We start from the raw sequence: 21,984 nt of genomic DNA, 5'->3' as shown, positions 1-21,984 counted from the left end.
TGCCTACCATGGTCCAGTCGGTGGAACTGCTGTTCGACGAAGCGACCGACGTTGCCGTGCGCGCGGAGTGGCAACGCCTGTGGGATGCCGGGATGCCCAGCCGCACTCGCGTTCGCGCCGAATCGAATCGGCCCCACATCACCCTGTTCGTGGCACGCCACATCCCACCCGAGATCGACGAATTGCTGGGCCGCCGGATCGCGACGCCCTCGTTCCACATCCGGCTGGGCGGGCTCGTGATGTTCGGCGGCAGGCATGTCACGCTGTCCCGGTTGGTGGTGCCGTCGAAGGCGCTGCTGTCCCTGCACCGCAGCGTGTTCGATCTCGCGGCGCACGCCACGGAGTTCACGCCGCACATCCGCCCGGGCGAGTGGACGCCGCACGTGACTCTCGCGCGGCGACTCCCGGCCGATCAGATCGCGGAGGCCGCGCGACTGCTCGACGGCGGCGACATCATCGGCCGGGCGTCGGTGGTGCGCCGGTGGGACGGGGACGCCAAACGCGAGTGGGTGGTCACGGCACCGCCGTGATCACGATGCGTCCGCGGCGACCGTCTCGGCGGCCTTGCGCGAAGACCGTTGGGTGACGACGATTCCCGCGATCACCGCGAGCGCCCCGACGGGCTGGTTCCAGGAGATGTGCTCGTCGAGTGCGACCGCGCCGAGCACGACGCCGACCACCGGTGTCAGGTAGGTGACGGTGGAGGCCGCGGTGGGCCCCCAGCCGCGGACCACGTTCGTGTTCCACACGAACGCCAGCCCGGTGCCGAACGCCCCGAGCCCGATCATGGACGCGACGATCGCGGGGGTCAGGTGCATCGACGTGCTCGCGACCCACGGGGCGGCGAGGAGCATGGCGGCTGCCGCGATCGACACCTGCATGAACGCGATGGTGGGCGTGCCGACGCCTCGCGGAAGGATGAACCGCCTCAGGTAGACGAGTGCCACGCCGTACGACGCGGTGGCGCCGAGGCACGCGAGCTGGGCGGGAACGCTGCCGATGATCCCCGCCTGCCACGGCGCCAGCACCACGACCACCCCCGTGAATCCGAGCAGGAGGCCGAACAGCTTTGCGTCCGTGAGCTTCTCCCCCGGCAGGAACGCCAGGGCCACCGACATCGTCATGAGTGGTGTGGTCGCGTTGTAGATGCTGGCCAGGCCCGAACTGATGCTCTGCTCGGCCCAGCTGAACAGCAACCACGGCACCACGCACTGGGCGACCGCCAGTACCGACAGGTGCGCCCACGTCGCCGCTTCGCGCGGCAACCGTGTTCGGGTGAGTCCGAGGACGGCACCGAGGGTCACCGCCCCGAACACGAGTCGCCACAGCACGACCTGCGTGAAGGACAGGCCCTCGAGACCGACCTTGATGAAGAGGAAACTCGCGCCCCAGGCGAGCGCCGTGCCCGCGTACTGGAGCGCCAGGTTCCCTCTCAAAACCGGAAGTCCCCGTGCTGGATGACTTCGTTGTGCGTGTCGGGCGTGCGGCCGGCGAGCGCCAGCGCGTCGAGCGCCAGGAACACGAGGAGTACCACGACCAGGATTGTCATGTCTTCAGCCTGGTTCCATCGGCCCCTCAGAAAAAGTGGCAGAAACGACATTGTTGACCGTATTTCTGCCATACTGGGGTGGTGCTGAAAAAGGTCGTCGTACCGCTCATGCCGCTCACCGAAGCGTTCGAGCTCGGAGTCGCCTGCGAGGTGTTCGGTTTCGACCGGTCCGACGACGGACTCCCCACCTACGACTTCTCGCTCGTCGCCGGCTCACCGGAACCGATCCGCACCCGCTTCGGTTACGGCATCGACGTCCCGTACGACCTCGACCGGCTCGACGACGCCGACCTCATCGTCGTTCCCGCGGGCGGAACCTACGCCGAGGCGGACGGCACCTTCGTCTGCGCGAAGCAGCCCGACCCGTGCATGGATCCCCTGCTCGACAAACTCCGGGCCGCGGTGGACCGGGGCGCCAAGGTCGCCAGCCTCTGCAGCGGCGCCTTCGTGCTCGGTGCGGCCGGACTGCTGGACGGACGCACATGCACCACCCACTGGCGGCACGCCCAGCGGCTCGCCGACCTCCATCCGGCGGCCACCGTCGACCCGAACGTCCTGTACGTCGACGACGATCCCGTCCTGACCAGCGCGGGCACCGCCGCGGGTATCGACCTGTGCCTGCACATCGTGCGGAAGGAACAGGGCAGCCGAGTGGCCAACGGGATCGCGCGGCGGATGGTGGTCCCGCCGCACCGGGACGGCGGCCAGGCGCAGTACGTGGCGATGCCGCTGCCGTCGACGACGATCGACACGCTCGGGCCGCTGCTCGACTGGATGACCGAGCACCTCGCCCTCGACCTGTCGGTGACCGCGGTGGCGGCCAAGGCGAACATGTCGCCCCGCACGTTCGCGCGGCGGTTCCAGGCCGAGACCGGGACCACACCGGCCCGATGGCTCAGCGACCAGCGGGTGCTGGCCGCACAGCACCTGCTCGAGAACTCGGACCTCTCGGTGGACGTGATCGCCGAACGGGTCGGCTTCGGTGGCGGCGCCGTCCTTCGGCAGCATTTCCTGCGGCTGCGTCACACCACCCCGCAGGCGTACCGCCGCACGTTCCGGGACACGGAGCGCACCGGCTGAGCAAGCCGCAGGGAAGAATCGGCGGCGACGCGGCGTTGCACACGCACAGCAGTAACCGAACGAAAGGACCCTCGTGGCCACCAAGACTCTGACTCAGCAGAACTTCGACGAGACCGTGACCGGCAACGACGTCGTTCTGGTCGACTTCTGGGCATCGTGGTGCGGACCGTGCCGCTCCTTCGCCCCCACCTTCGAGGCCTCGTCGGAGCAGCACCCCGACGTCGTACACGCCAAGGTCGACACCGAAGCGGAACAGGGCATCGCCGCCGCCGCGAACATCCGGTCGATCCCGACCATCATGGCGTTCCGCGAGGGTGTGCTGGTGTTCAGCCAGCCGGGTGCGCTGCCGCCCGCGGCGCTCGAGGATCTGGTCACGCAGGTCAAGGCCCTCGACATGGACGAGGTGCGCAAACAGATCGCCGAGCAGGCGCCGGCCGAATAGGGCGGAGGACCGCCGCCGCCTAGTGTGCGGCGGCGTCCCAACTGCGGCCGGTGCCGACGGACACGTCCAGCGGCACCGACAGCTCGATGGCCGAGGACATCTTGTCGCGGACCAGCTGTTCGACCTGTTCCCGTTCCGAATCGACGACCTCGAGCACGAGTTCGTCGTGGACCTGGAGCAGCATCCGCGACTTCAGACCCGCCTCGCGCAGTGAGCGCTGCACGTTGATCATCGCGACCTTGATGATGTCGGCGGCCGTGCCCTGGATGGGGGCGTTGAGCGCGGCGCGCTCGGCGACCTCGCGACGCTGACGGTTGTCGCTGGTGAGGTCGGGAAGGTAGCGGCGGCGCCCGTACAGCGTCGACGTGTAGCCGTCCTTGCGGGCCTGTTCCACGACCTCGTGCAGGTAGTCGCGTACCCCGCCGAACCGGGCGAAGTACGCCTCCATCTGCGATTTGGCCTCTTCGGTCGAGATCTTGAGCTGCGCAGCCAGACCGAACGCGCTCAGCCCGTACGCCAGCCCGTAGGACATCGCCTTCACGCGGCGGCGCAGCTCCGGCGTGACCTCCTCGATCGGCACGCCGAACGCGCGCGCCCCGACGAAGCTGTGCAGGTCTTCTCCGGTGTTGAACGCCTCGATCAGCCCCTCGTCTCCGGACACGTGGGCCATGATCCGCATCTCGATCTGGCTGTAGTCGGCGGTGAGCAGGGAGTCGTAGCCCTCACCGACGACGAAACCGTCCCGGATCTGCCGGCCGGCATCCGTGCGCACCGGGATGTTCTGCAGGTTGGGCTCGGTGGACGACAGTCGGCCGGTGGCCGCGACGGTCTGGTTGAACGTCGTGTGAATGCGGCCGTCCTCGGCGACCGTCTTCAGCAGGCCGTCGACCGTCACCTTCAGCCTTGTCGCGTCGCGGTGCGCGAGCAGGTGCTCGAGGAACGGGTGCGACGTCTTCTCGAACAGGTTCTGCAACGCCTCGGCGTCCGTGGTGTACCCGGTCTTCGTCTTCTTCGTCTTGGGCATCTCCAGCTCGTCGAACAGCACGACCTGCAACTGCTTGGGTGACCCGAGGTTGATCTGCTTGCCGATGACCCCGTAGGCCGCCTCCGCCGCCTCGGACACCTCGGCCGCGAACCGGCTCTGCAGGTCGTGCAGGTGGGTGCCGTCGACGGCGATACCGGACGCCTCGATGACAGCCAGCACCTCCAGCAGCGGCAGCTCCATCTCCGACAGCAGAGCCGTCGATTCGATGTTGTCGAGTTCGGTGTCGAGCGCGGCCGCGAGGTCGAGGACGGCGCGGGCGCTGAGAATTTCGGTCTCGGCGGCTTCCGCGTCGACCTGGTCGGCGTCGTCGAGCAGCGACAGCTGCTCCTGGCCGGTCTCCTCCACCCGCAGCTCCCTGCGCAGGTACCGCAACGACAGGTCGTCGAGGTTGAAGGTCCGCTGGCCGGGGCGCACCAGGTAGGCCGCCAGCGCGGTGTCGCTGGTGAGACCACCGAGCACCCAGCCGCGTCCGCGCAGAGCGTGCATCGCCCACTTGGCCTCGTGCAGGGCCTTTGGCTGATCCGCGTCCGCGAGCCAGTCGCCGAGCGCCTTCTCGTCCTCCGGGGTGGCGGAAGCGGTGGCGATATAGGCGCCCTCGCCGTCGGCGGTCGCGAGGGCGATCGCCGTCACGTCACCGCCGTACGGAGTGCGGGTGCCGACCACCGAAACACCGGATCGCTCGCCCGTCGACGCGTGCGCCGCCAGCCAGTCCGCGACCGCTCCGGGATCGAGCGCGCCCCCGCGCACCTCGAAGCCCTCCTCTGCCTCCGCTTCGACCGGGGCCAATGTGGCGAACAGCCGGTCGCGCAGCACCTTGAACTCGAGGTCGTCGAACAGCGCGTGGATCTTCTCCCGATCCCACTGCGCGAGCATCAACTGGTCCGGGGTGTACGGCAGCGGGACGTCGCGCACCATCTCGGTCAGTTCCCGGTTGAGCAGGACGTTCGGCAGGTTCTCCCGCAGCGCGTCACCGACCTTGCCGCGGACCTTGTCGACGTTGTCGACCAGGCCGACGAGATCGCCGTACTCCTTGATCCACTTGGTGGCGGTCTTCTCCCCCACCCCCGGGATGCCCGGCAGGTTGTCGCTCGGGTCGCCGCGCAGCGCCGCGAAGTCGGGGTACTGCGCAGGTGTGAGCCCGTACTTCTCCTCGACGGCCGCCGGCGTGAACCGGGTGAGGTCCGAGACGCCCTTCTTCGGGTAGAGCACCGTCACCCCGTCGGTGACCAGTTGGAGCGAGTCCCGGTCGCCGGTCACCACGAGGACGCGGTAGCCGAGCGCCTCGGCCTGGGTGGTGAGCGTGGCGATGATGTCGTCGGCCTCGAAGCCTTCCTCGGCCATCACGGGGATACCGAGCGCTCCGAGGACGTCCTTGGTGATCTCGACCTGCCCCTTGAACTCGTCCGGAGCCTTGCTGCGATTGGCCTTGTACTCGGGGAACTTCTCCGCCCGGAACGTCTGCCTGGACACGTCGAACGCCGCCGCCACGTGGCTCGGCTGTTCGTCGCGCAGCAGGTTGATCAACATCGACGTGAACCCGTAGACGGCGTTGGTGACCTGACCGCTGTGTGTCTTGAAGTTCTCGGCGGGCAGGGCGTAGAACGCACGAAAGGCCAGCGAGTGGCCATCGAGCAGCATCAGGGTGGGGCGATCGTCGGACGACGCTGCTGCGCCGGACGTCGGGGAAGTGGTGGACCGGGGGGTGGTTGCAGGGCTCACGGTTGCCCAGTCTAGGGAGCGGATCCGACACCGATCAGCCGGATGGTTCGATACCCAACCGAAACGTGCCGGAAATCCGAGAACCCCATTTCGCGCGACCGGAGCCGTTAGAGTCCGGAAATTGCGGCACGGGCGGTAGTCGGGTCCGTCGCCGCATGTTCCTGACCGATCTACACGTCCCCGGAGGACCTGCGTGGCCCCAACCGTGAGGAAGCGACTCCCAGCAGTGAGTACGCGACCGAAATCCGCGAGGAAACGCACGAGGCGAGGGTCGGTCACCCGGCAACTCGGCCGTGCGTTCGTCCTCGTCCTGCTCGGCCTCGTCGCGGCGATCGCTTTCGGCGGTCCCGCGGCGGCGCAGGAACCCACCCCGCCGCCCCCACCGCCCGCGACGAGCGCACAACCGGCGCCCCCGGAGAACGCGGTGCGGGTCAGCGGCAATCTGAACAACGCAGGCGAACGGCTCGCGGACGTCGAGGTACGCGCACTCGATTCGTCGGGCAACGAGGTGGCGAAGGCGACGTCGGAGGCGAACGGCCGCTGGGAACTACAGGTCGCGCCCGGCACGTACACATTCGAGATCGTGGCGGACTCGCTTCCCGACGACGTCAGCGTGCAGGCCACGGTGCAGCGGGAAGTGGTGGCCGGTCGCACCAACACGGTGATCTTCTCGTTCGGCGAGGCCCGCACCGGTTCCGCGGTCCCGTTCTACGAGAAGCTGATTCGCCAGACCATCGACGGACTCCGGTTCGGTCTCGTCATCGCCATCGCCGGTGTCGGGCTGAGCCTGATCTACGGCACCACCGGCCTGACGAACTTCGCGCACGGCGAACTCGTCACCCTCGGCGCGGTCGCGGCGTGGGTGATCAACGTGACGTTCGGCGTGCAGCTGATCCCGGCCACGATCCTCGCGGTCTTCGTGGGAATCCTGATCGGACTGCTGAACAACGCCGGGATCTGGAAACCGCTGCGAAAACGCAAGACCGGCCTGATCGCGCAGCTGGTGGTGTCGATCGGGCTCGCGATCTCCCTGCGCTACCTGATCCTGATCTTCTTCTCCGATCGTGCGGAGCCGTTCGTCGACTACCAGGCCCAGGTGGAGAGGCACTGGGGTCCGATCGCGATCACCGACGCCAACCTCGTGAGCATCGCCATCAGTCTCGTCGTTCTCGTCGGAGTGGCCCTGCTGCTGCAGAAGACGCGCATCGGCAAGGCCATGCGCGCGGTGTCCGACAACCGCGACCTGGCCGCGTCGTCCGGCATCGACGTCGAACGGGTGATCCGCTTCGTGTGGGGTCTCGGCGGCGGTCTCGCCGCGCTCGGCGGCGTCCTGTTCGGCATCTCCGAACTCGGCGGCCGTGTGCAGTGGGAGATGGGCTTCAAGCTCCTGCTGCTGATGTTCGCCGGCATCACACTCGGCGGACTCGGCACCGCGTACGGCGCCCTGCTCGGCTGCGTGATCGTCGGTCTGCTCGTCCAGCTGTCGACGCTGGTGATCAACCCCGACCTCAAGTACATCGGAGGACTGCTCATCTTGATCGTCATCCTGGTCGTCCGGCCTCAGGGCATTCTCGGCAGCCGGCAAAGGATCGGGTGAGGCATGGACATCACAGGAGCACTCCAGGTCTCGCTCGCCCAGCTGATCGGCCCGTCCGCGATCTTCTACGCGCTGCTGGCGATCGGCCTCAACCTGCACTTCGGCTACGCCGGACTGCTGAACTTCGGTCAGATCGGCTTCGCACTCCTCGGCGGCTACGGCGTCGGGATCATGACCGTCACCTACCAGCAGCCGCTGTGGGTCGGCATCCTCGTCGGTCTGGCCGCGGCCGGACTGCTGGCCGTCGTCCTCGGTATCCCGACGCTGCGGTTGCGGGCCGACTACCTCGCCATCGTCACGATCGCCGCGTCGGAGATCCTGCGGCTGATATTCCGCTCCACCGCTTCGGATTCCATCACCGGATCCACCAACGGCCTGTTCGGCTTCGCCGACCCGTTCACCACGCTCAGCCCGTTCGACTCGGGCAAGCAGTACAACATCCTCGGCGTGAAGTTCTACGGCGACGACCTCTGGTCGATGGTCGTCGGATGGACTCTCGTCCTGGTGCTGTGCGGGTTCGTGTACCTCCTGACGCACAGTCCGTGGGGCCGCGTCCTCAAGGCCGTCCGGGAGGACGAGGACGCAGCACGCGCACTCGGCAAGAACGTCTTCGTCTACAAGATGCAGGCGCTGGTCCTCGGCGGCATGATCGGCGGGCTCGGCGGCGTGTTCAACGCGTTGCAGACCAAGTCGATCAACCCCGACTTCTACTCCACCGCGCAGACGTTCTTCGCGTTCGGCGCCCTCATCCTCGGCGGCGCGGCCACAGTCTTCGGACCGGTGGTCGGCGCGATGTTGTTCTGGTTCCTGCTGGCCATCCCCGACGCCTTGTTGCGGCAGGCCATCTCCGGGCCGGAGCCGCTGCTGCCGCTGACCGAACAGCAGGTCGGGGCCATGCGGTTCGTCCTGCTCGGCATCATGATCGCGGTGCTGATGGTCTTCCGGCCGCAGGGCATACTGGGCAACAAGCGGGAGGTGCAGCTCAATGCCTGACCACAGACTGCCGGATCATCTGCAGACCGACACCGTGCTCACCGCCGAGGAACGGGCCTCGATCTTCACGGGCGTCCCGCACTCCCCCGGCGCACCGAAACCCGACCCGATCATGGTGGTCGACAACGTGTCCCGGACGTTCGGCGGGCTCAAGGCCGTCGACGTGGCGCATCTGGAGATCCAGCGCGGCTGCATCACCGGACTGATCGGTCCGAACGGTGCAGGCAAGACCACCCTGTTCAACCTGCTCACCGGTTTCGACCGGCCGGACAGCGGCACATGGTCGATGGATGGCCAGTCCCTCGGCCGGATGTATCCGCACCAGGTGGCCCGCCGCGGCGTCGTCCGCACGTTCCAGCTCACCAAGGCGCTGTCGAAGCTGACGGTGCTCGACAACGTGCGGCTCGGCGCCACCGGGCAACGCGGCGAGCGGATCTTCAACACGCTTCTGCCGTGGACGTGGAAGGCGCAGGAACGGGCCGTCACCGAACGAGCCAACGAACTGCTCGCGCGGTTCAAACTCGACACCAAGTCCGACGATCTCGCCGGCTCGCTGTCCGGCGGACAGCGCAAGCTGCTCGAGATGGCGCGGGCGCTGATGACCGAGCCGACCGTGGTGATGCTCGACGAGCCGATGGCCGGTGTGAACCCGGCGCTCACCCAGAGCCTGCTCGGGCACATCAAATCGCTGCGGGACGAGGGCATGACCGTCGTGTTCGTCGAACACGACATGGACGTCATCCGCGACATCAGTGACTGGGTGGTGGTGATGGCGCAGGGCAGTGTGATCGCCGAATCCACACCGGAACACCTCTCGTCCAACAACGCGGTGGTCGATGCCTATCTGGGCAGCCACCACGATCAGGCACTCGAGTTCGACGACGAGGGGAATCCGGTGGGCGCGACGGCCGTTCTGGCCGAGGCACTCGAGAACGCCGAGGCCGAAACCCTCGAGACCGGCGGCGACCTCTCCGAACCCGACATCACCGAGCTGAGGCGTGAGAACCCATGACCGAACTGACCCCAGCGGAATTCGCGGCCACACCCGAGGAGCATGCCCGGCTCGCCGAGGGTGCCCTCGTCCGCGCGGACGGCGTGGTGGCCGGCTACATCCCCGGCGTCAACATCCTCCGCGAATGCAATTTCTTCCTGCGCGAGGGTGAGATCGTCGGCATCATCGGCCCCAACGGGGCCGGGAAGTCCACGCTCCTGAAGTCGCTGTTCGGGCTGATACCGGTGCGTGAGGGATCGGTGACCCTGCGCGGTGAGGACATCACGTCCAAACCCGCCCACGTTCTCGTGCAGAAGGGTGTCGGCTACGTCCCGCAGACGCAGAACGTCTTTCCGTCGCTCACCATCGAGGAGAACCTCGAGATGGGGATGTATCTGCGGCCCAAGCTCTTCGCGGAGAGGTTCGCGTTCGTCGGCGATCTCTTCCCGCTGCTCGTCGAGCGGAAGAAGGTGAAGGCGGGCGCCCTGTCCGGCGGTGAACGGCAGATGGTCGCCATGGGACGGGCACTGATGATGGATCCGTCCGTGCTGCTGCTCGACGAGCCGTCCGCCGGACTGTCCCCGATGTTCCAGGACGAGGTGTTCATCCGCTGCAAGCGGATCAACGCGGCGGGCGTCTCGGTGATCATGGTCGAGCAGAACGCCCGCCGGTGCCTGCAGATCTGCGATCGCGGCTACGTCCTGGACCAGGGCCGCAACGCCTACACCGACTCCGGACCCAACCTGATGCACGACCCGAAGGTGATCGAGCTGTACCTCGGGACCCTCGCGGGAAGTCAGGAGAAGAAATAGTTCGGCGGTTCCGGACACGACTGTGGGCCAGGTTTCCCTGGCCCACAGTCCGTTTCAGGTGAGTGCGATCACCCGCCGACGACGATGTACCCGTCCGTCGTCAGCTTGTTGTCGGCACCGAACTTCAGCTTGCCGTACGAACCGATCGACGGCTCGCCCGCAGCGGCGAAGTCGAGCTTGCCGGTGATGCCGTTGTAGTCGACGTCCGTGCCGGCCTGCACGAGCGGCAGGCACTCCTGGTACGACGTGCACGGTGTTCCGCCCTCGGTGACGGCGTTGATGTTCGCGGCGATGTCGCGACCGGCCGTCGACTTCGCGGCTTCCGCGGCGAGCGCGGAAACGACTACGGCGTCGTAGGACTCACCGGCGTAGTTGAAGTCGATCAGCCCCGGGTTGATGCCCTTGAGACGATCCTGGAAGGCCGGACCGACGTCCGTGAGGGGCGTGGTGCCCTGCATGCCGTCGAGCAGCGGTGCGGCCACCGACTCGCCGAGCGCGTTACCCATGTTGCCGTCGACGCCGTATACCTTCATGCCGTCGGACGGGCCGATGCCGACCTCGTGCATACGGGTGATGATCTTCGCCGACTCCTCGAATCCGACCACCGCGACGGCGTCGGGGGCGAAGTCCTTGACCTGGTCGACCTCGGAGTTGAAGGACTGCGCGTTGGGGTCGTAGATGATCTTCTGGATCTGATCCTCGGGGATGCCCGCGTCGACGAGGTTCTTCTGGATGTTGTCGGCGAGCCCGGTTCCGTACGGGTCGTTGAGGGCCAGGATGGACACGCGCTGGCCGCCGTCGTCCGAGATGAGCTGTGACACAGCCTGAGCCTGCAGCACGTCGGTGGGGGCGGTGCGGAAGTACTGGCCCTTGTCCGGGTAGCAGACGAACTGGTCGGACGTGTTGGCCGGGGAGAACATCACGACGCCTGCGCTGGACACCTTGTCGATGACCTTCAGCGACACCGAGGACGATGCCGCGCCGATGATCACCTGGGTGCCCGCGGCCAGTTCCCGGTCCACGGTGGTGTTCGCCGTGTCCGTGGTGGTGTCGCCCGAGTCGCCGGGGATCAGTTGCACGGGCTGGCCGAGAACTCCACCGGCCGCGTTGACGTCGTTGACACCGAGCTGGGTGCCCGCCACCATCGGCGGTCCGAGGAAGGAGAGGCTTCCCGTGTCGGGGAGCAGGGTTCCGATCTTCAGCGGCGCAGTGGACGGGGCACCCGCTGCCGCCGCCTCTTCGGGCGTGCAGTCGGTGGAAACCGTGGTGGCCGAGGCAGAGCTGTCACTCCCACTCGCGGAGTCGTCGCCACTGTCCGAACTACAACCTGCCAGTGCGAGTGATGCCGCGCCGAGAACCGCGGCCGCCCGCACGAGGGTCCGTTTAGCCATCCAAACTCTCCTTAGATCACCTGAGTGCGGGCGCCACCCGAGTTGGCGTCCGCTGTCGGATCAGACGCTAGCCGTCCGGCGGCATTCGCGATCCGTCCAGAAAGGCTCGTGACCTTACTGTGATCTGAATACGACGAGTGTTTACGCGGTCGTAGCGTGGCGAGCCTCAGGTGCCGACGAGAAGGCGCACGGAGTCGACGACCACCTGCCGTCGGCGGGCCCGGTCCGCGGGGGCCGAGGCGCCGAGTTCCGGTGTCTGCGTATGCCACGACATCGCCACGGACCTGACGACCGCGAGCAGTTCCACGGGCTCGAATCGGGTTGGCAGCACGCCACTTCTCTGCGCTCGCTCGATGTCGGCGAGCTTGGACCGGTTGGACGCGACCACCACCTGGAGCGGGTCACCGTCGGGCCGCTCGAGCTGGTACCAGGTGGCGAGCCGGAGCGTCGCCGGGTTGTCCTCGTACAGGTCGAACGAGCGCCCCGCGTAGCCCGGGAGGTCGGTGGCGTCGAACCGCACCTGCTCGGTGAAGGCCACCACGTGGGCGGCGAATACCGCGTCGAACAACTGCCCCTTGTCGCCGAAGTACGCGTAGATCATCGACTTGTTCGCCTTCGCGGCCAGGGCGATGCGGTCGACCCGCGCGCCGGCGATGCCGAATTCGGCGAACTCGGCCGCCGCCGCGTCGAGTAGTCGTTTCTTCGTTGCCTCTGCATCGCGCACCATGCGACCAGGTTATCAACCAAATAGTTGGTTGACAGCACCTCCTTGCCGGTGTTTCATGGAATCCATTCAGCAACCAACCAGTCAGTTGCAACAACGCGGGATGGAGTACAGCATGTCGAAGACCTGGCTCGTCACCGGAACCTCACGTGGTTTCGGCAGGGAACTCGCGACCGCGATCCTGGGCAGCGGCGACAACCTCGTCGCCACCGCCCGCCGGCCCGAACAGCTGACCGACCTGGTCGACACGTACGGCGACCGCGTTCGGGCGGTCGCCCTGGACGTCACGAACGCCGAGGCCGCCCGTACGGCGGTCGCCACTGCCGTCGACGAGTTCGGGGGCCTCGACGTGGTGGTGAACAACGCCGGCTACGCCAACAGCGTCCCGATCGAGGAAATGGACGACGAGGACTTCCGGCAGCAGATCGAAGCCAACTTCTTCGGCGTCGTCAACGTCACCCGGGCGGCACTGCCGATTCTGCGCGAGCAGCGCAGCGGCTGCTTCGTGCAGTTCTCCTCTGTCGGGGGTCGCGTCGGTGGCACGCCGGGGCTGAGCGCCTATCAGGCAGCGAAGTTCGCCGTCGAGGGTTTCTCCGAAGTCCTGGCGGCCGAGGTGAAACCGTTCGGCGTGAAGGTGCTCATCGTCGAACCGGGCGCGTTCCGCACCGACTGGCAGGGTTCGTCGATGCGACGCAGCTCGGTCGGCCCCGACTACGAGGCGACGGTCGGCGCGATGAACCGCTACCGGCGAGACACCGACGGCACCCAGCCCGGAGACCCCGCCCGGGCCGCTCGGATCATCCTGGATGTGGTTGCCGCCGAGGACGCCCCGTTGCGTCTGCTACTCGGGGCCGGCGCCGTCGACATGACCGAGAAGTCTTCCCGCGAACGCGCCGCCGAGGCCCACCGGTGGGCCGACGTCAGCCGATCCGCGGACTTCCCCGCCGGCACCTGACGCTTCGAAAGCGCATCGGCTGTCGCCGATCTCGCGGGTCAGCTGGTGGGGGCTTCCCCACCGAGGGTCTCGAGCACCACCTGTGCGACCGCCTTCATCGTCGACCGGCGGTCCATCGCCGCCCGCTGGATCCACTTGAACGCTTCGGGCTCGGTCAGGGACTGCTTCTCCATCAGGACGCCCTTGGCCCGCTCGACGATCTTGCGGGTCTCCAGACGCTCGGACAGATCGGAGATCTCCCGCTCGAGCGCGGTCACCTCCTTGAACCGGCTGGCCGCCAACTCGACCGCAGGAACCAGGTCGGCTGTGGAGAACGGCTTGACGAGATACGCCATCGCCCCGGCGTCGCGGGCGCGCTCCACCAGCTCGCGCTGACTGAACGCTGTGAGAATGACCACGGGCGCAATACGTTTCGCCGCGATCTCGGAGGCCGCATCGATGCCGTCGCGACGGGGCATCTTCACATCCATGATCACGAGGTCGGGTTTGAGCTCCACCGCCAGGTCGACGGCGGCCTGCCCGTCGCCCGCCTCACCGACCACGTCGTAGCCTTCTTCCCGCAGCATCTCGACCAGATCGAGCCTGATCAGCGCCTCGTCCTCGGCCACCACGACCCGTCGCGGCTGCGACGGCACACCTTGCTGCTGGGGAGCGTTCATGGCCACCATTCTCCTCTGCTCGGACGACCCCGGCGCGGGGAGCGAACGTTAGAAGGGTACCGGTGGTTGACTCCCGACGGCGATCTTCTACAGTGGTACAGCGCAACACGCCCTCGTATCCCAATTGGCAGAGGAAACGGATTCAAAACCCGTCCAGTGTGAGTTCGAGTCTCACCGAGGGCACTGCCAGGATTTCTCCGCGAATCGCAGGTCAGATACTTTCTCTGACCTGCGATTCGCGTCTCGTTCCCCGTCAGGGCGTGTGCGTCACCACTGTCCGCCCGCGACCTGCCGGGTGGCGGCGTTGAGACGGTTCCACAGGTTCACGGTGGCGATCGACAGGACCAGCGACGCGAGGGCCTGCTCGTCGTAGTGCCGGGCGGCCTCGTTCCACACGTCGTCGGGGACCGGGTCCGAACGATCGCTCAACCGGGTCATCGACTCGGCCAGCGCCAGGGCCGCGCGTTCGGCGTCGCTGAAGTACGGAGCCTCCCGCCACGCCGCCACCGCGAAGATCCGCTCGTTGGTCTCCCCTTCCTTCTCCAACTCACGCGAATGCATGTCCACGCACACGCTGCAGCCGTTGATCTGGCTAGACCGCAGATGGACGAGTGCGTGGGTCACCGGCGGCACGTCCGCCTTCGTCGCTGCCTTTCCCAGAGCCAGCAGAGACTTCATGGCGTCGGGAACGATCATCGCGGGGTTGGTCATCCGGACTTTCATGATTGCCTGCCTCCAAAGGTATTCGGGTGATCTGAAGTCACACCGGCTGATCTTCGTTCTCACTGACATGACGAACCACGACGGCAGAATGTGACAGATGAACGACAACGAAGTTCTGGCGCACCGCTTCGAGGAGAACCGGACGCATCTGTCGGCGGTCGCCTATCGGATGCTCGGCTCGATCAGCGAAGCGGAGGACGCCGTGCAGGAGGGCTGGCTCCGGCTCAGCCGTGCCGAGACGTCGGATGTGGAGAACCTGCCGGGTTGGCTGACGACGGTCGTCGCCCGGGTCTGCCTCGACATGCTCCGCTCACGGAAGACTCGCCGCGAGGAGCCCCTGGATGTCCATGTGCCGGATCCGATCGTGAGCGAATTGGACGGGGCCGACCCCGAGCACGAAGCGGTGCTGGGCGACTCCGTCGGACTCGCGCTGCTGGTCGTTCTCGACACGCTGACACCCGCCGAGCGGCTCGCATTCGTGTTGCACGACATGTTCGCCCTGTCCTTCGACGAGATCGCCGCGATCGCCGGACGCACCCCCGCCGCAGCCCGCCAGCTCGCGAGCCGCGCGCGCCGCCGCGTCCAGGGGTCGGGACCCGCCCCGGATACCGATCTGGCCCGGCAGCGGGAGATTGTCGAGGCCTTCATGGCCGCCTCGCGGGGTGGCCGGTTCGATGACCTCCTCGCTCTGCTCGACCCGGACATCGTCCTGCGGGCCGACCGCGGCGCGGAGGGATCCGACGTGGTGCGCGGAGCCCGCGCCGTCAGCGAGCAGGCCCTCACCTTCTCGCGCTTCGCTCCTTTCGCCCGGCTCGCCCTGGTGAACGGCGCAGCCGGGGTCGTGACCGCACCCGGGGGAAAGACCTTCTCGGTCATGGCCTTCACCGTCTCAGGTGGGAAGATCGCCCGGATCGACATCCTTGCCGACCCGCACCGCCTGCAGCGTCTGAGGCTCGCCCACGCCGGCGACTGACGACCCCGCAGGTAGCGGCGGTTTTTTGTGCCGGATCCTGGGGATCTGCGCCGTCCTGCCAGTACCATGGTGGGACAGGTACGCCCTCGAGCACGGAGGTCACCCATGGAGCTCGGCACCGTCACTTTCACCTACGACGGGCGGGTAGCCCTTCGATTCCAGCAGGCGCTCTCGCACTCGCCGGAGAAGGTGTGGCGTGTTCTCACCGACCCGCAGTACCTGAAGGCCTGGTTTCCCGCCGACGTCGAGTTCGACCTCACTCCGGGCGCCGAGCTCGTCTTCCGGGTGACGCCGGAGCAGGTGCGCCGATTCGGATTGCCCGCAGATCAGACCACCACCGGGACGGTCATCTCGGTGCATCCCGCCCACATCCTCGAGTACCTATGGGACGCCGAGACGCTGCACTGGGAACTCGTCCCCGACGGCAGCGGAGGCTGCTGGCTGACGCTCACCCACACGGTGGAAGAAGAAGAATCCGCCTACGCCCACGCCGCCGGCTGGCACGCGGGACTCGAGGTGGTCGAAGCGCAACTGGACGGCCGCGAGGTCGACTGGTCGCCGTGGGATCGGGCCGACGAACTCGCCGCGTCCTACCGCAAGACGTCCTGACGACCGGATTCACCTACTGCCAGGAGTGCGTATCGCGGGCAGCACGACCACACCGGCAGCGACCTTCGTGAAGGAGGTCACCGGAGGGGCGACGCGACGATGGGGTGTGCGCGGCACCGACCTCGGCTGTCCCACGCGCCTGGCCGACGGCAGGGTCGCGTTCTTCTTCGGCGACACGTTCAGCTCACGCGGCCGACACGGCAGGCGGTGGCGCAGCCCCGTGATGTTGCGCTCCACCACAACAGATCTGCGCGGCGGCGTCGAGTTCGAATCCGCGGCCGGCGGCCGGACGGCGAGGGAGATCCTGCCGAACGCGCACGACGTCCGCGAACTCCCCGACCGCGAGTCGGCGGGCACCGAGTTCACCGTCGTGCCCGCAGACGCCGTCACGATCGGTGATCGGACGTATCTGTCCGTCGTCAGTGTGCACTCGTGGAGGTCACGGGCGTGGCCGACGAACTTCACGTATCTCGCCTGGTCCGACGACGGCGGCGACAACTGGCACCGCTCACCCGCCCGTTGGGACAACCTCGGCGGGTCGCTCGATCAGCTGTGGACGATGGAACGGCACGACGGCTACGTCTACGTCGTCTCGAGCGCGTTCGACCGCACCCACCCGGGTGGGATGATCCTCCGGCGGGTCCCCGAATCGTGCATCCTCGAGCCCGCAGCCTACGAACACTGGGGCTGGGACCGCGGCACGGGATGGGCGTGGGGGCAGCCCGCGACCCCGATCCTGCCGGGCCCCGTCGGGGAGATGTGCCTGCGACGGATCGACGGCACCTGGGTCCTCGCGTACTTCGATCCCACCGCGTACGCGATCGTCACTCGCACGGCGGCGCGTATCGACGGACCGTGGTCGGAACCGACCGTGCAGGTCGCCGGGGGCGACTGGGGAGCGACGGACGGCACGTGGGCGCAGATCTACGGCGGATTCATCCATCCGGCGTCCACGCTGGACGAGCTGCATCTGTTTGTGTCGCAATGGAACACGACGACCGGGGACCCCTACCGCGTCCTGCAGTTCGCGACCCGGCTGGACGCCGGGTAGCTCACCCGACGAGTTCCGACTCCGTCCACCGCCCCTCCCCTTCGAGTTCCACACCGCGGGAATGGAATTGGTTAAGGGTGCTGCGGTGGCCGACACTCACCACGATGCTGTCCGGGAGTTCGGTCCTGAGCAACGTGTAGAGCGTGTATTCGAGCCCCTCGTCGATGGCCGACGTGGCCTCGTCGAGGAAGATCACCGCGGGGCGCGCGATCAGCACCCGCGCGAACGCGAGACGCTGCTGCTCACCCGGCGACAGGATCCGCGTCCAGTCGGCGGTCTCGTCGAGCCGATCCCCCAGATTGCCGAGCGACACCTTCGACAGCGCACCACGCACGACGTCGTCGGCCGCCGTCGGCTCCTTCGGGTATGCCAGTGCGGTCCGCAGCGAACCGAGCGGCAGGTACGGCCGCTGGGACAGGAAGATCGCCTCCCCCGCGGGCCGCGACACCGTGCCGTCTGCGTACGGCCACAGATCGGCGAGCGTGCGGAGCAGGGTGGTCTTGCCCGAGCCCGACGGGCCCTTGACCAGCAACGACTGCCCGGGGGTCACGGTCAGCTCGAGCCCCTCGATGAGGGTCTGCCCCGTCGGGATGCGCACGTCCAGCTTCTCGACCTGGAGGTCGTCGCCCGACTTGCCGGTCTTCAGGATCGGAAGTTCGGCGGCGTGCTGGTTGTCGTTGGCCAGACCGTTGAGTCGGATCAGGGTGGCGCGGAAACTCGCGAAGTCGGCGTACGACTCACGGAAGAAGGACAGGGAGTCGTGGACCTGACCGAACGCCTGCGACGTCTGCATCACGTCACCGAGCGACACCTGACCGGTGAACAGTCGCGGACCCTGCACGAGGAACGGGAAGATGACGGCCGTCTGGTTGACGGTGAGGTTCCATCCGCTGAATTTCAACGTCCGGAACACGATCTGCCACATGTTCCGGATGACGTCCGCGAACCGCCCGGCAAGGGTGCGGCGCTCGACGTTCTCGCCGCGGTAGAACGCGATGCTCTCGCCGTACTCCCGCACCCGGATCAGCGCGTAGCGGAAGTTGGCGCCCAGTTTCTCGTTGAGGAAGTTCAGCTTGATGAGGGGCTTGCCGATCCAGAAGGCCACCACCGTGGTCACCAGCACGTAGATGTAGACGAGGAAGATCATCGCCCGCGAGATCTCGACGCCGAACACCGTCATCGGGCCGGACAGATCCCACAGGATTCCCGTGAAGGACACGATCGACAGCACGGCGGTCACCGCGCCCATCGACAGCGAGCGGGACGTGGTCACGAAGTTGGTGATGTCGGCCTGGACGCGCTGGTCCGGGTTGTCGATCGCGTCGTCCAGGAACCGGTCGCGGTAGTAGGCGCGGCTGTCGAGCCAGTCGTCGACGAGATGGTGGTTGAGCCACGTCCGCCAGTCGATGTCGAGGGTCTGCCCGATCAGGTACTCGATCAGTGCCCGCACCACGTGGACCGTCGCCAGAATGGCGAATACGCGGAGGAAGTGCCAGAAAGCCGACTCGTCCAGGTTCTGGATCGAATCGTAGAAGTCGTTGTACCAGTAGGAGAACAGCACCGTCATCCGCACCGCGAAGACCGTCGACAGCAGCAGCACCGCCAGGATGGTCAACGGCTTGAGGCTGCGCCGCGGATCGAAGTACGGCGCGGCGAAGCGCCAGAACTGCCTGCCCCATTTGGTGAACCGCGCGAGCAGTATCACTACGACGACGAACGCGACGACAGTCATGACGTAGGCCTTGAGCAGCCACATCGAGCTGTCCCAGACGACGTTGTTCCAGTCCACGACCCATATCCCCGATCACGAGGTGAAACTCACCAGAAAAGATGGAGAAGTGTAACCCCGGACCTCGGTCATCGGCGAGAGATACGCGCAGGACACGCATCGATGCTCACCCACACGTCGCCCGATGTCCCATTTGCGCGGTTTCGGCCACACGGGCGGGGCATCCGGGCAGGGAGAACAGGCCCCGCCGACGGGGAGTCTACGAGTCCTTGTCGGGCTCAGGCTTTTTCAGGTTGCCTTCGTCGTCGACGTAGTCGTCGAACGCGGTACCCGACACGGTGCCGTCGGAGCCGGGCAGGACGACCGTCTCCCGGGCGCCCGGCTCGTAGCGGGCGTCGATCTCCTCCACCTTCTTCTTGGCTTCGGCGAGCGCCTCGTCGTCGGGAAGGGGAACTTCGCTCTCGGCCTGCCGGCCGGTGTTCTTCTGCTCGGGTGCGTCTGCGCTCATTGTGCACGTCCGTTCCGTTTCGGAGATTCCAGACCGACCATACGCCGCGGCCCCCAGTTGAACTACCGTTCAAAACCGTTCGGTGGCAAAGGAATGGCGGGGCGCTACTTCCGCGGCGGGAAGTGCCGGATGAGACCCTCCTGGACCACGGTGGCCAGCAGCTCGCCCTCCAGGGAGAAGAACCGCCCCGTCGCGAGGCCGCGGGACCCCGCCGCGACCGGCGATTCCGTGGCGTAGAGCGTCCAGTCGTCGAACCGGAACGGCCGGTGGAACCAGATGGAATGGTTGACGGTGGCCGCGACGATCCGGTCCAGCCCCCACGACAATCCGTGGGTGGTGATGATGGAATCCAGGACGGTGGTGTCCGACGAGTAGCCCATGACGGCCACGTGGATCAGCGGGTCGTCCGGAAGGTCGCCGTCCGATTTCATCCAGACCCGGTTGTGGGTGAGCTTCTCCCCCGTGCCCTTCATGATCCACGACGGGTCGTTCGCGTACCGCATGTCGATCGGCTTGAGCGCGTCGACGAACATCTTCAGTCGATCCTCGTAACCCAGGAAGTGGTCGCCCAGTGGCGGCAGCGTGTCCGGGAACGGGACGTCGGGCACCTCGACCGCATGCTCGAGACCCTTACCCCAGTCCTGGAACGCCGCCAGCATGACGAACAGTTCCTCACCGTTCTGCAGCGCCGTGACCTGGCGGTTCGCGAAGGCCCGGCCGTCACGGTGCCGCTCGACGCGGTATTCGATGGGTTCCTTGACGTTGCCGCCGCGGATGAAGTGGGCGTTGATCGCGTGCACGGCGCGTTCGCCGCTCACGGTGCGGCCGGCGGCGACCAGTGCCTGGGAAATCAACTGGCCGCCGAACGTCCGGCTCCCCACCTGCGCGGGATGCCGACCTCGGTACGTGTCCTCCCCGGTCCTCTCGAGATCGAGAAGTTCGAGCAGGGTCTGGAGATCGGTCTTCGCCGCGACTTCGCTCACCTAGTGGTCCTCTTCGCCGATTCTGTGGACGTGGATCAGGTTGGTCGAGCCTACGGTGCCGGGCGGCGACCCGGCCACGATGACCACCAGTTCACCCTTCTGGTACCGACCCAACCCGAGCAGCGCGTGGTCGACCTGCCGCACCATCGCGTCGGTGCTCTCGACCGGGTCGACGATGAACGTCTCGGTGCCCCACGTCAGCGACAACTGGCTGCGCACCTCCGGCAGCGGGGTGAACGCCAGCAACGGCAGCGGCGTGTGCAGCCGCGCCAGGCGGCGCACCGTGTCCCCGGACTGGGTGAACGCGACCAGCGCCTTCGCGTCCAGCCGCTCCCCGATGTCGCGGGCGGCGTACGAGATGACACCGCGCTTGGTACGCGGCACGTGGGTCAGCGGCGGCACCTGGGTGGACTCGTTCTCCACGGCCTCGACGATCCGCGCCATCGTGCGCACCGTCTCCATCACGTACTTACCGACCGACGTCTCACCGGACAGCATCACCGCGTCCGCACCGTCGAGCACGGCGTTGGCGACGTCGGACGCCTCGGCGCGGGTGGGCCGCGAGTTCTCGATCATCGACTCGAGCATCTGGGTGGCCACGATGACCGGCTTCGCGTTCTCCCGGGCGATCTGGATCGCCCGCTTCTGCACCAGCGGCACCTGCTCGAGCGGCAACTCCACACCCAGGTCACCGCGGGCGACCATCACCGCGTCGAACGCCAGCACGATCGCCTCGAGGTTGTCGATCGCCTCCGGCTTCTCCAGCTTCGCGATCACCGGGATCCGGCGACCGACCCGATCCATCACGGCGTGAACCAGTTCCACATCGGCAGGCGACCGCACGAACGACAGGGCGATGAAGTCGACGCCGAGGCCGAGCGCGAACTCGAGGTCCGCGATGTCCTTCTCCGACAGCGCCGGGACCGACACGTTCATCCCCGGCAGGGAGACACCCTTGTTGTTGCTGACCGGGCCGCCCTCGGTGACCCGGCAGATCACGTCGTTGCCGTCCACACCGGAGACGACGAGACCGACCTTGCCGTCGTCGACGAGCAGGCGGTCACCGGCCTTGGCGTCCTCGGCGAGCTGCTTGTAGGTGGTGGACACGCGGTCGTGGGTGCCCTCGACCTCGTCGACGGTGATCCGCACTTCCTCACCGTTGGCCCACGTGGTGCGCCCCTCGGCGAACCGGCCGAGCCGGATCTTCGGGCCCTGGAGGTCGGCGAGGACACCGACCGCCTTCCCCGTCGCGTCCGAGGCCGCCCGGACGCGTTTGTAGTTCTCCTCGTGGTCGGCGTGTTCGCCGTGGCTGAAATTCAGCCGCGCCACGTCCATACCGCTTTCGACGAGCTCGCGAATACGGTCACCGGTGGCGGTAGCAGGTCCAAGTGTGCATACGATCTTCGTGCGTCGGTTCACGGCCTCGAGCCTAGTCGTCCCGCGCGCCCTTC

At 67.1% G+C, this 21,984-nt stretch carries 21 protein-coding genes and 1 tRNA gene; 12 read left to right on the top strand and 10 right to left on the bottom strand.

Annotation, left to right across the window (positions count from 1 at the left end; all coding sequences use genetic code 11):
• Window positions 1–8 precede the first annotated feature (8 nt).
• On the top strand, window positions 9–530 hold the full coding sequence (locus WKC72_RS18130) for a 2'-5' RNA ligase family protein (RefSeq protein WP_037237412.1): 522 nt from the start codon (window positions 9–11) through the stop codon (window positions 528–530).
• On the opposite strand, the gene WKC72_RS18125 is transcribed toward WKC72_RS18130, so the two are convergent.
• The gene (locus WKC72_RS18125) at window positions 531–1,436 is read right to left on the bottom strand and encodes a DMT family transporter (protein WP_370183769.1); all 906 of its coding nucleotides are present in this window, start codon (window positions 1,434–1,436) and stop codon (window positions 531–533) included.
• Window positions 1,437–1,630: 194 nt separating this feature from the next.
• Between WKC72_RS18125 and WKC72_RS18120 the strand changes: the two genes are divergently transcribed.
• Entirely contained in the window at window positions 1,631–2,629 is a 999-nt protein-coding gene (locus WKC72_RS18120; protein WP_112300717.1) for a helix-turn-helix domain-containing protein, read from the top strand.
• 73 nt (window positions 2,630–2,702) lie between these two features.
• Entirely contained in the window at window positions 2,703–3,071 is a 369-nt protein-coding gene (gene trxA / locus WKC72_RS18115; protein ID WP_005247443.1) for a thioredoxin, read from the top strand.
• Window positions 3,072–3,090: 19 nt separating this feature from the next.
• Here trxA and polA read toward each other — a convergent pair whose 3' ends face one another.
• A complete protein-coding gene (gene polA, locus WKC72_RS18110) occupies window positions 3,091–5,835 on the bottom strand; it encodes a DNA polymerase I (RefSeq protein ID WP_037237416.1) in 2,745 nt (914 codons plus the stop codon).
• 226 nt (window positions 5,836–6,061) lie between these two features.
• Between polA and WKC72_RS18105 the strand changes: the two genes are divergently transcribed.
• Genes WKC72_RS18105 through WKC72_RS18090 form a run of 4 tightly spaced genes read left to right on the top strand, consistent with a single transcriptional unit; the run spans window position 6,062 to window position 10,228 of the window.
• Window positions 6,062–7,432, top strand: coding sequence for a branched-chain amino acid ABC transporter permease (locus WKC72_RS18105; RefSeq protein ID WP_037237418.1), 1,371 nt, complete (start codon window positions 6,062–6,064; stop codon window positions 7,430–7,432).
• Between the two features lie 3 nt (window positions 7,433–7,435).
• Entirely contained in the window at window positions 7,436–8,425 is a 990-nt protein-coding gene (locus WKC72_RS18100) for a branched-chain amino acid ABC transporter permease (RefSeq protein WP_037237420.1), read from the top strand.
• Window positions 8,418–9,437, top strand: a complete 1,020-nt coding sequence (locus WKC72_RS18095; protein WP_037237424.1) for an ABC transporter ATP-binding protein — start codon at window positions 8,418–8,420, stop codon at window positions 9,435–9,437. The genes WKC72_RS18100 and WKC72_RS18095 overlap by 8 nt, the downstream gene beginning before the upstream one ends.
• Window positions 9,434–10,228 carry an ABC transporter ATP-binding protein gene (locus WKC72_RS18090; protein ID WP_037237427.1) on the top strand — a complete coding sequence of 265 codons (795 nt, stop codon included), beginning with the start codon at window positions 9,434–9,436 and terminating at the stop codon, window positions 10,226–10,228. Before WKC72_RS18095 ends, WKC72_RS18090 begins: the two co-directional genes overlap by 4 nt.
• A 68-nt stretch (window positions 10,229–10,296) precedes the next feature.
• Here the strand turns inward: WKC72_RS18090 and WKC72_RS18085 are convergent, their stop codons facing one another.
• Both WKC72_RS18085 and WKC72_RS18080 read right to left on the bottom strand, forming a co-directional pair.
• Window positions 10,297–11,619, bottom strand: coding sequence for an ABC transporter substrate-binding protein (locus tag WKC72_RS18085; RefSeq protein WP_037237430.1), 1,323 nt, complete (start codon window positions 11,617–11,619; stop codon window positions 10,297–10,299).
• A gap of 166 nt (window positions 11,620–11,785) precedes the next feature.
• Window positions 11,786–12,346, bottom strand: a complete 561-nt coding sequence (locus tag WKC72_RS18080; RefSeq protein WP_037237433.1) for a TetR family transcriptional regulator — start codon at window positions 12,344–12,346, stop codon at window positions 11,786–11,788.
• Window positions 12,347–12,458: 112 nt separating this feature from the next.
• On the opposite strand from WKC72_RS18080, the gene WKC72_RS18075 reads away from it, so the two are divergent.
• The gene (locus WKC72_RS18075) at window positions 12,459–13,298 is read left to right on the top strand and encodes an oxidoreductase (protein ID WP_128641992.1); all 840 of its coding nucleotides are present in this window, start codon (window positions 12,459–12,461) and stop codon (window positions 13,296–13,298) included.
• Between the two features lie 38 nt (window positions 13,299–13,336).
• On the opposite strand, the gene WKC72_RS18070 is transcribed toward WKC72_RS18075, so the two are convergent.
• Complete coding sequence (locus WKC72_RS18070; RefSeq protein WP_005260374.1) at window positions 13,337–13,966, bottom strand: ANTAR domain-containing response regulator; 630 nt, start codon at window positions 13,964–13,966, stop codon at window positions 13,337–13,339.
• Window positions 13,967–14,066: 100 nt separating this feature from the next.
• Here WKC72_RS18070 and WKC72_RS18065 point away from each other — a divergent pair.
• Window positions 14,067–14,140, top strand: a tRNA-Leu gene (locus WKC72_RS18065).
• An 84-nt stretch (window positions 14,141–14,224) separates the two neighbouring features.
• On the opposite strand, the gene WKC72_RS18060 is transcribed toward WKC72_RS18065, so the two are convergent.
• Window positions 14,225–14,680: a carboxymuconolactone decarboxylase family protein gene (locus tag WKC72_RS18060; protein ID WP_370183759.1), complete on the bottom strand. Its 456-nt coding sequence runs from the start codon at window positions 14,678–14,680 to the stop codon at window positions 14,225–14,227.
• A gap of 97 nt (window positions 14,681–14,777) precedes the next feature.
• On the opposite strand from WKC72_RS18060, the gene WKC72_RS18055 reads away from it, so the two are divergent.
• The 3 genes from WKC72_RS18055 to WKC72_RS18045 all read left to right on the top strand — a co-directional run bounded on the left by WKC72_RS18055 (window position 14,778) and on the right by WKC72_RS18045 (window position 17,313).
• Window positions 14,778–15,653 (top strand): sigma-70 family RNA polymerase sigma factor, encoded by an 876-nt coding sequence (locus WKC72_RS18055; protein ID WP_037237443.1) that lies wholly within the window; start codon window positions 14,778–14,780, stop codon window positions 15,651–15,653.
• A gap of 105 nt (window positions 15,654–15,758) precedes the next feature.
• The gene (locus WKC72_RS18050; RefSeq protein ID WP_005260370.1) at window positions 15,759–16,262 is read left to right on the top strand and encodes an SRPBCC family protein; all 504 of its coding nucleotides are present in this window, start codon (window positions 15,759–15,761) and stop codon (window positions 16,260–16,262) included.
• Between the two features lie 25 nt (window positions 16,263–16,287).
• Window positions 16,288–17,313 carry a DUF4185 domain-containing protein gene (locus tag WKC72_RS18045; protein ID WP_370183756.1) on the top strand — a complete coding sequence of 342 codons (1,026 nt, stop codon included), beginning with the start codon at window positions 16,288–16,290 and terminating at the stop codon, window positions 17,311–17,313.
• A gap of 1 nt (window position 17,314) precedes the next feature.
• Here WKC72_RS18045 and WKC72_RS18040 read toward each other — a convergent pair whose 3' ends face one another.
• The 4 genes from WKC72_RS18040 to pyk all read right to left on the bottom strand — a co-directional run bounded on the left by WKC72_RS18040 (window position 17,315) and on the right by pyk (window position 21,952).
• Window positions 17,315–19,102: an ABC transporter ATP-binding protein/permease gene (locus WKC72_RS18040; RefSeq protein WP_112300713.1), complete on the bottom strand. Its 1,788-nt coding sequence runs from the start codon at window positions 19,100–19,102 to the stop codon at window positions 17,315–17,317.
• A 199-nt stretch (window positions 19,103–19,301) separates the two neighbouring features.
• Window positions 19,302–19,550, bottom strand: a complete 249-nt coding sequence (locus tag WKC72_RS18035; RefSeq protein ID WP_037237452.1) for a hypothetical protein — start codon at window positions 19,548–19,550, stop codon at window positions 19,302–19,304.
• Window positions 19,551–19,654: 104 nt separating this feature from the next.
• Entirely contained in the window at window positions 19,655–20,533 is an 879-nt protein-coding gene (locus tag WKC72_RS18030) for an acyl-CoA thioesterase II (RefSeq protein ID WP_037237454.1), read from the bottom strand.
• Complete coding sequence (gene pyk / locus WKC72_RS18025) at window positions 20,534–21,952, bottom strand: pyruvate kinase (protein WP_009473661.1); 1,419 nt, start codon at window positions 21,950–21,952, stop codon at window positions 20,534–20,536.
• Window positions 21,953–21,984: the final 32 nt, after the last annotated feature.

This window comes from Rhodococcus wratislaviensis, assembly GCF_041228765.1.
Taxonomy (GTDB): domain Bacteria; phylum Actinomycetota; class Actinomycetes; order Mycobacteriales; family Mycobacteriaceae; genus Rhodococcus_F; species Rhodococcus_F wratislaviensis.
The sequence above is the reverse complement of the archived record's forward strand: the minus strand, read 5'-3'. Positions and strand labels throughout refer to the sequence as shown.

Coding starts and splice junctions, on each gene's coding strand:
- WKC72_RS18075 (WP_128641992.1), top strand. CDS start 12,459: ATGTCGAAGACCTGGCTCGTCACCGGAACCTCACGTGGTTTCGGCAGG.
- WKC72_RS18100 (WP_037237420.1), top strand. CDS start 7,436: ATGGACATCACAGGAGCACTCCAGGTCTCGCTCGCCCAGCTGATCGGC.
- WKC72_RS18070 (WP_005260374.1), bottom strand. CDS start 13,966: ATGGTGGCCATGAACGCTCCCCAGCAGCAAGGTGTGCCGTCGCAGCCG.
- WKC72_RS18095 (WP_037237424.1), top strand. CDS start 8,418: ATGCCTGACCACAGACTGCCGGATCATCTGCAGACCGACACCGTGCTC.
- WKC72_RS18130 (WP_037237412.1), top strand. CDS start 9: ATGGTCCAGTCGGTGGAACTGCTGTTCGACGAAGCGACCGACGTTGCC.
- WKC72_RS18090 (WP_037237427.1), top strand. CDS start 9,434: ATGACCGAACTGACCCCAGCGGAATTCGCGGCCACACCCGAGGAGCAT.
- WKC72_RS18085 (WP_037237430.1), bottom strand. CDS start 11,619: ATGGCTAAACGGACCCTCGTGCGGGCGGCCGCGGTTCTCGGCGCGGCA.
- WKC72_RS18055 (WP_037237443.1), top strand. CDS start 14,778: ATGAACGACAACGAAGTTCTGGCGCACCGCTTCGAGGAGAACCGGACG.
- WKC72_RS18050 (WP_005260370.1), top strand. CDS start 15,759: ATGGAGCTCGGCACCGTCACTTTCACCTACGACGGGCGGGTAGCCCTT.
- WKC72_RS18060 (WP_370183759.1), bottom strand. CDS start 14,680: ATGAAAGTCCGGATGACCAACCCCGCGATGATCGTTCCCGACGCCATG.
- WKC72_RS18080 (WP_037237433.1), bottom strand. CDS start 12,346: ATGGTGCGCGATGCAGAGGCAACGAAGAAACGACTACTCGACGCGGCG.
- WKC72_RS18035 (WP_037237452.1), bottom strand. CDS start 19,550: ATGAGCGCAGACGCACCCGAGCAGAAGAACACCGGCCGGCAGGCCGAG.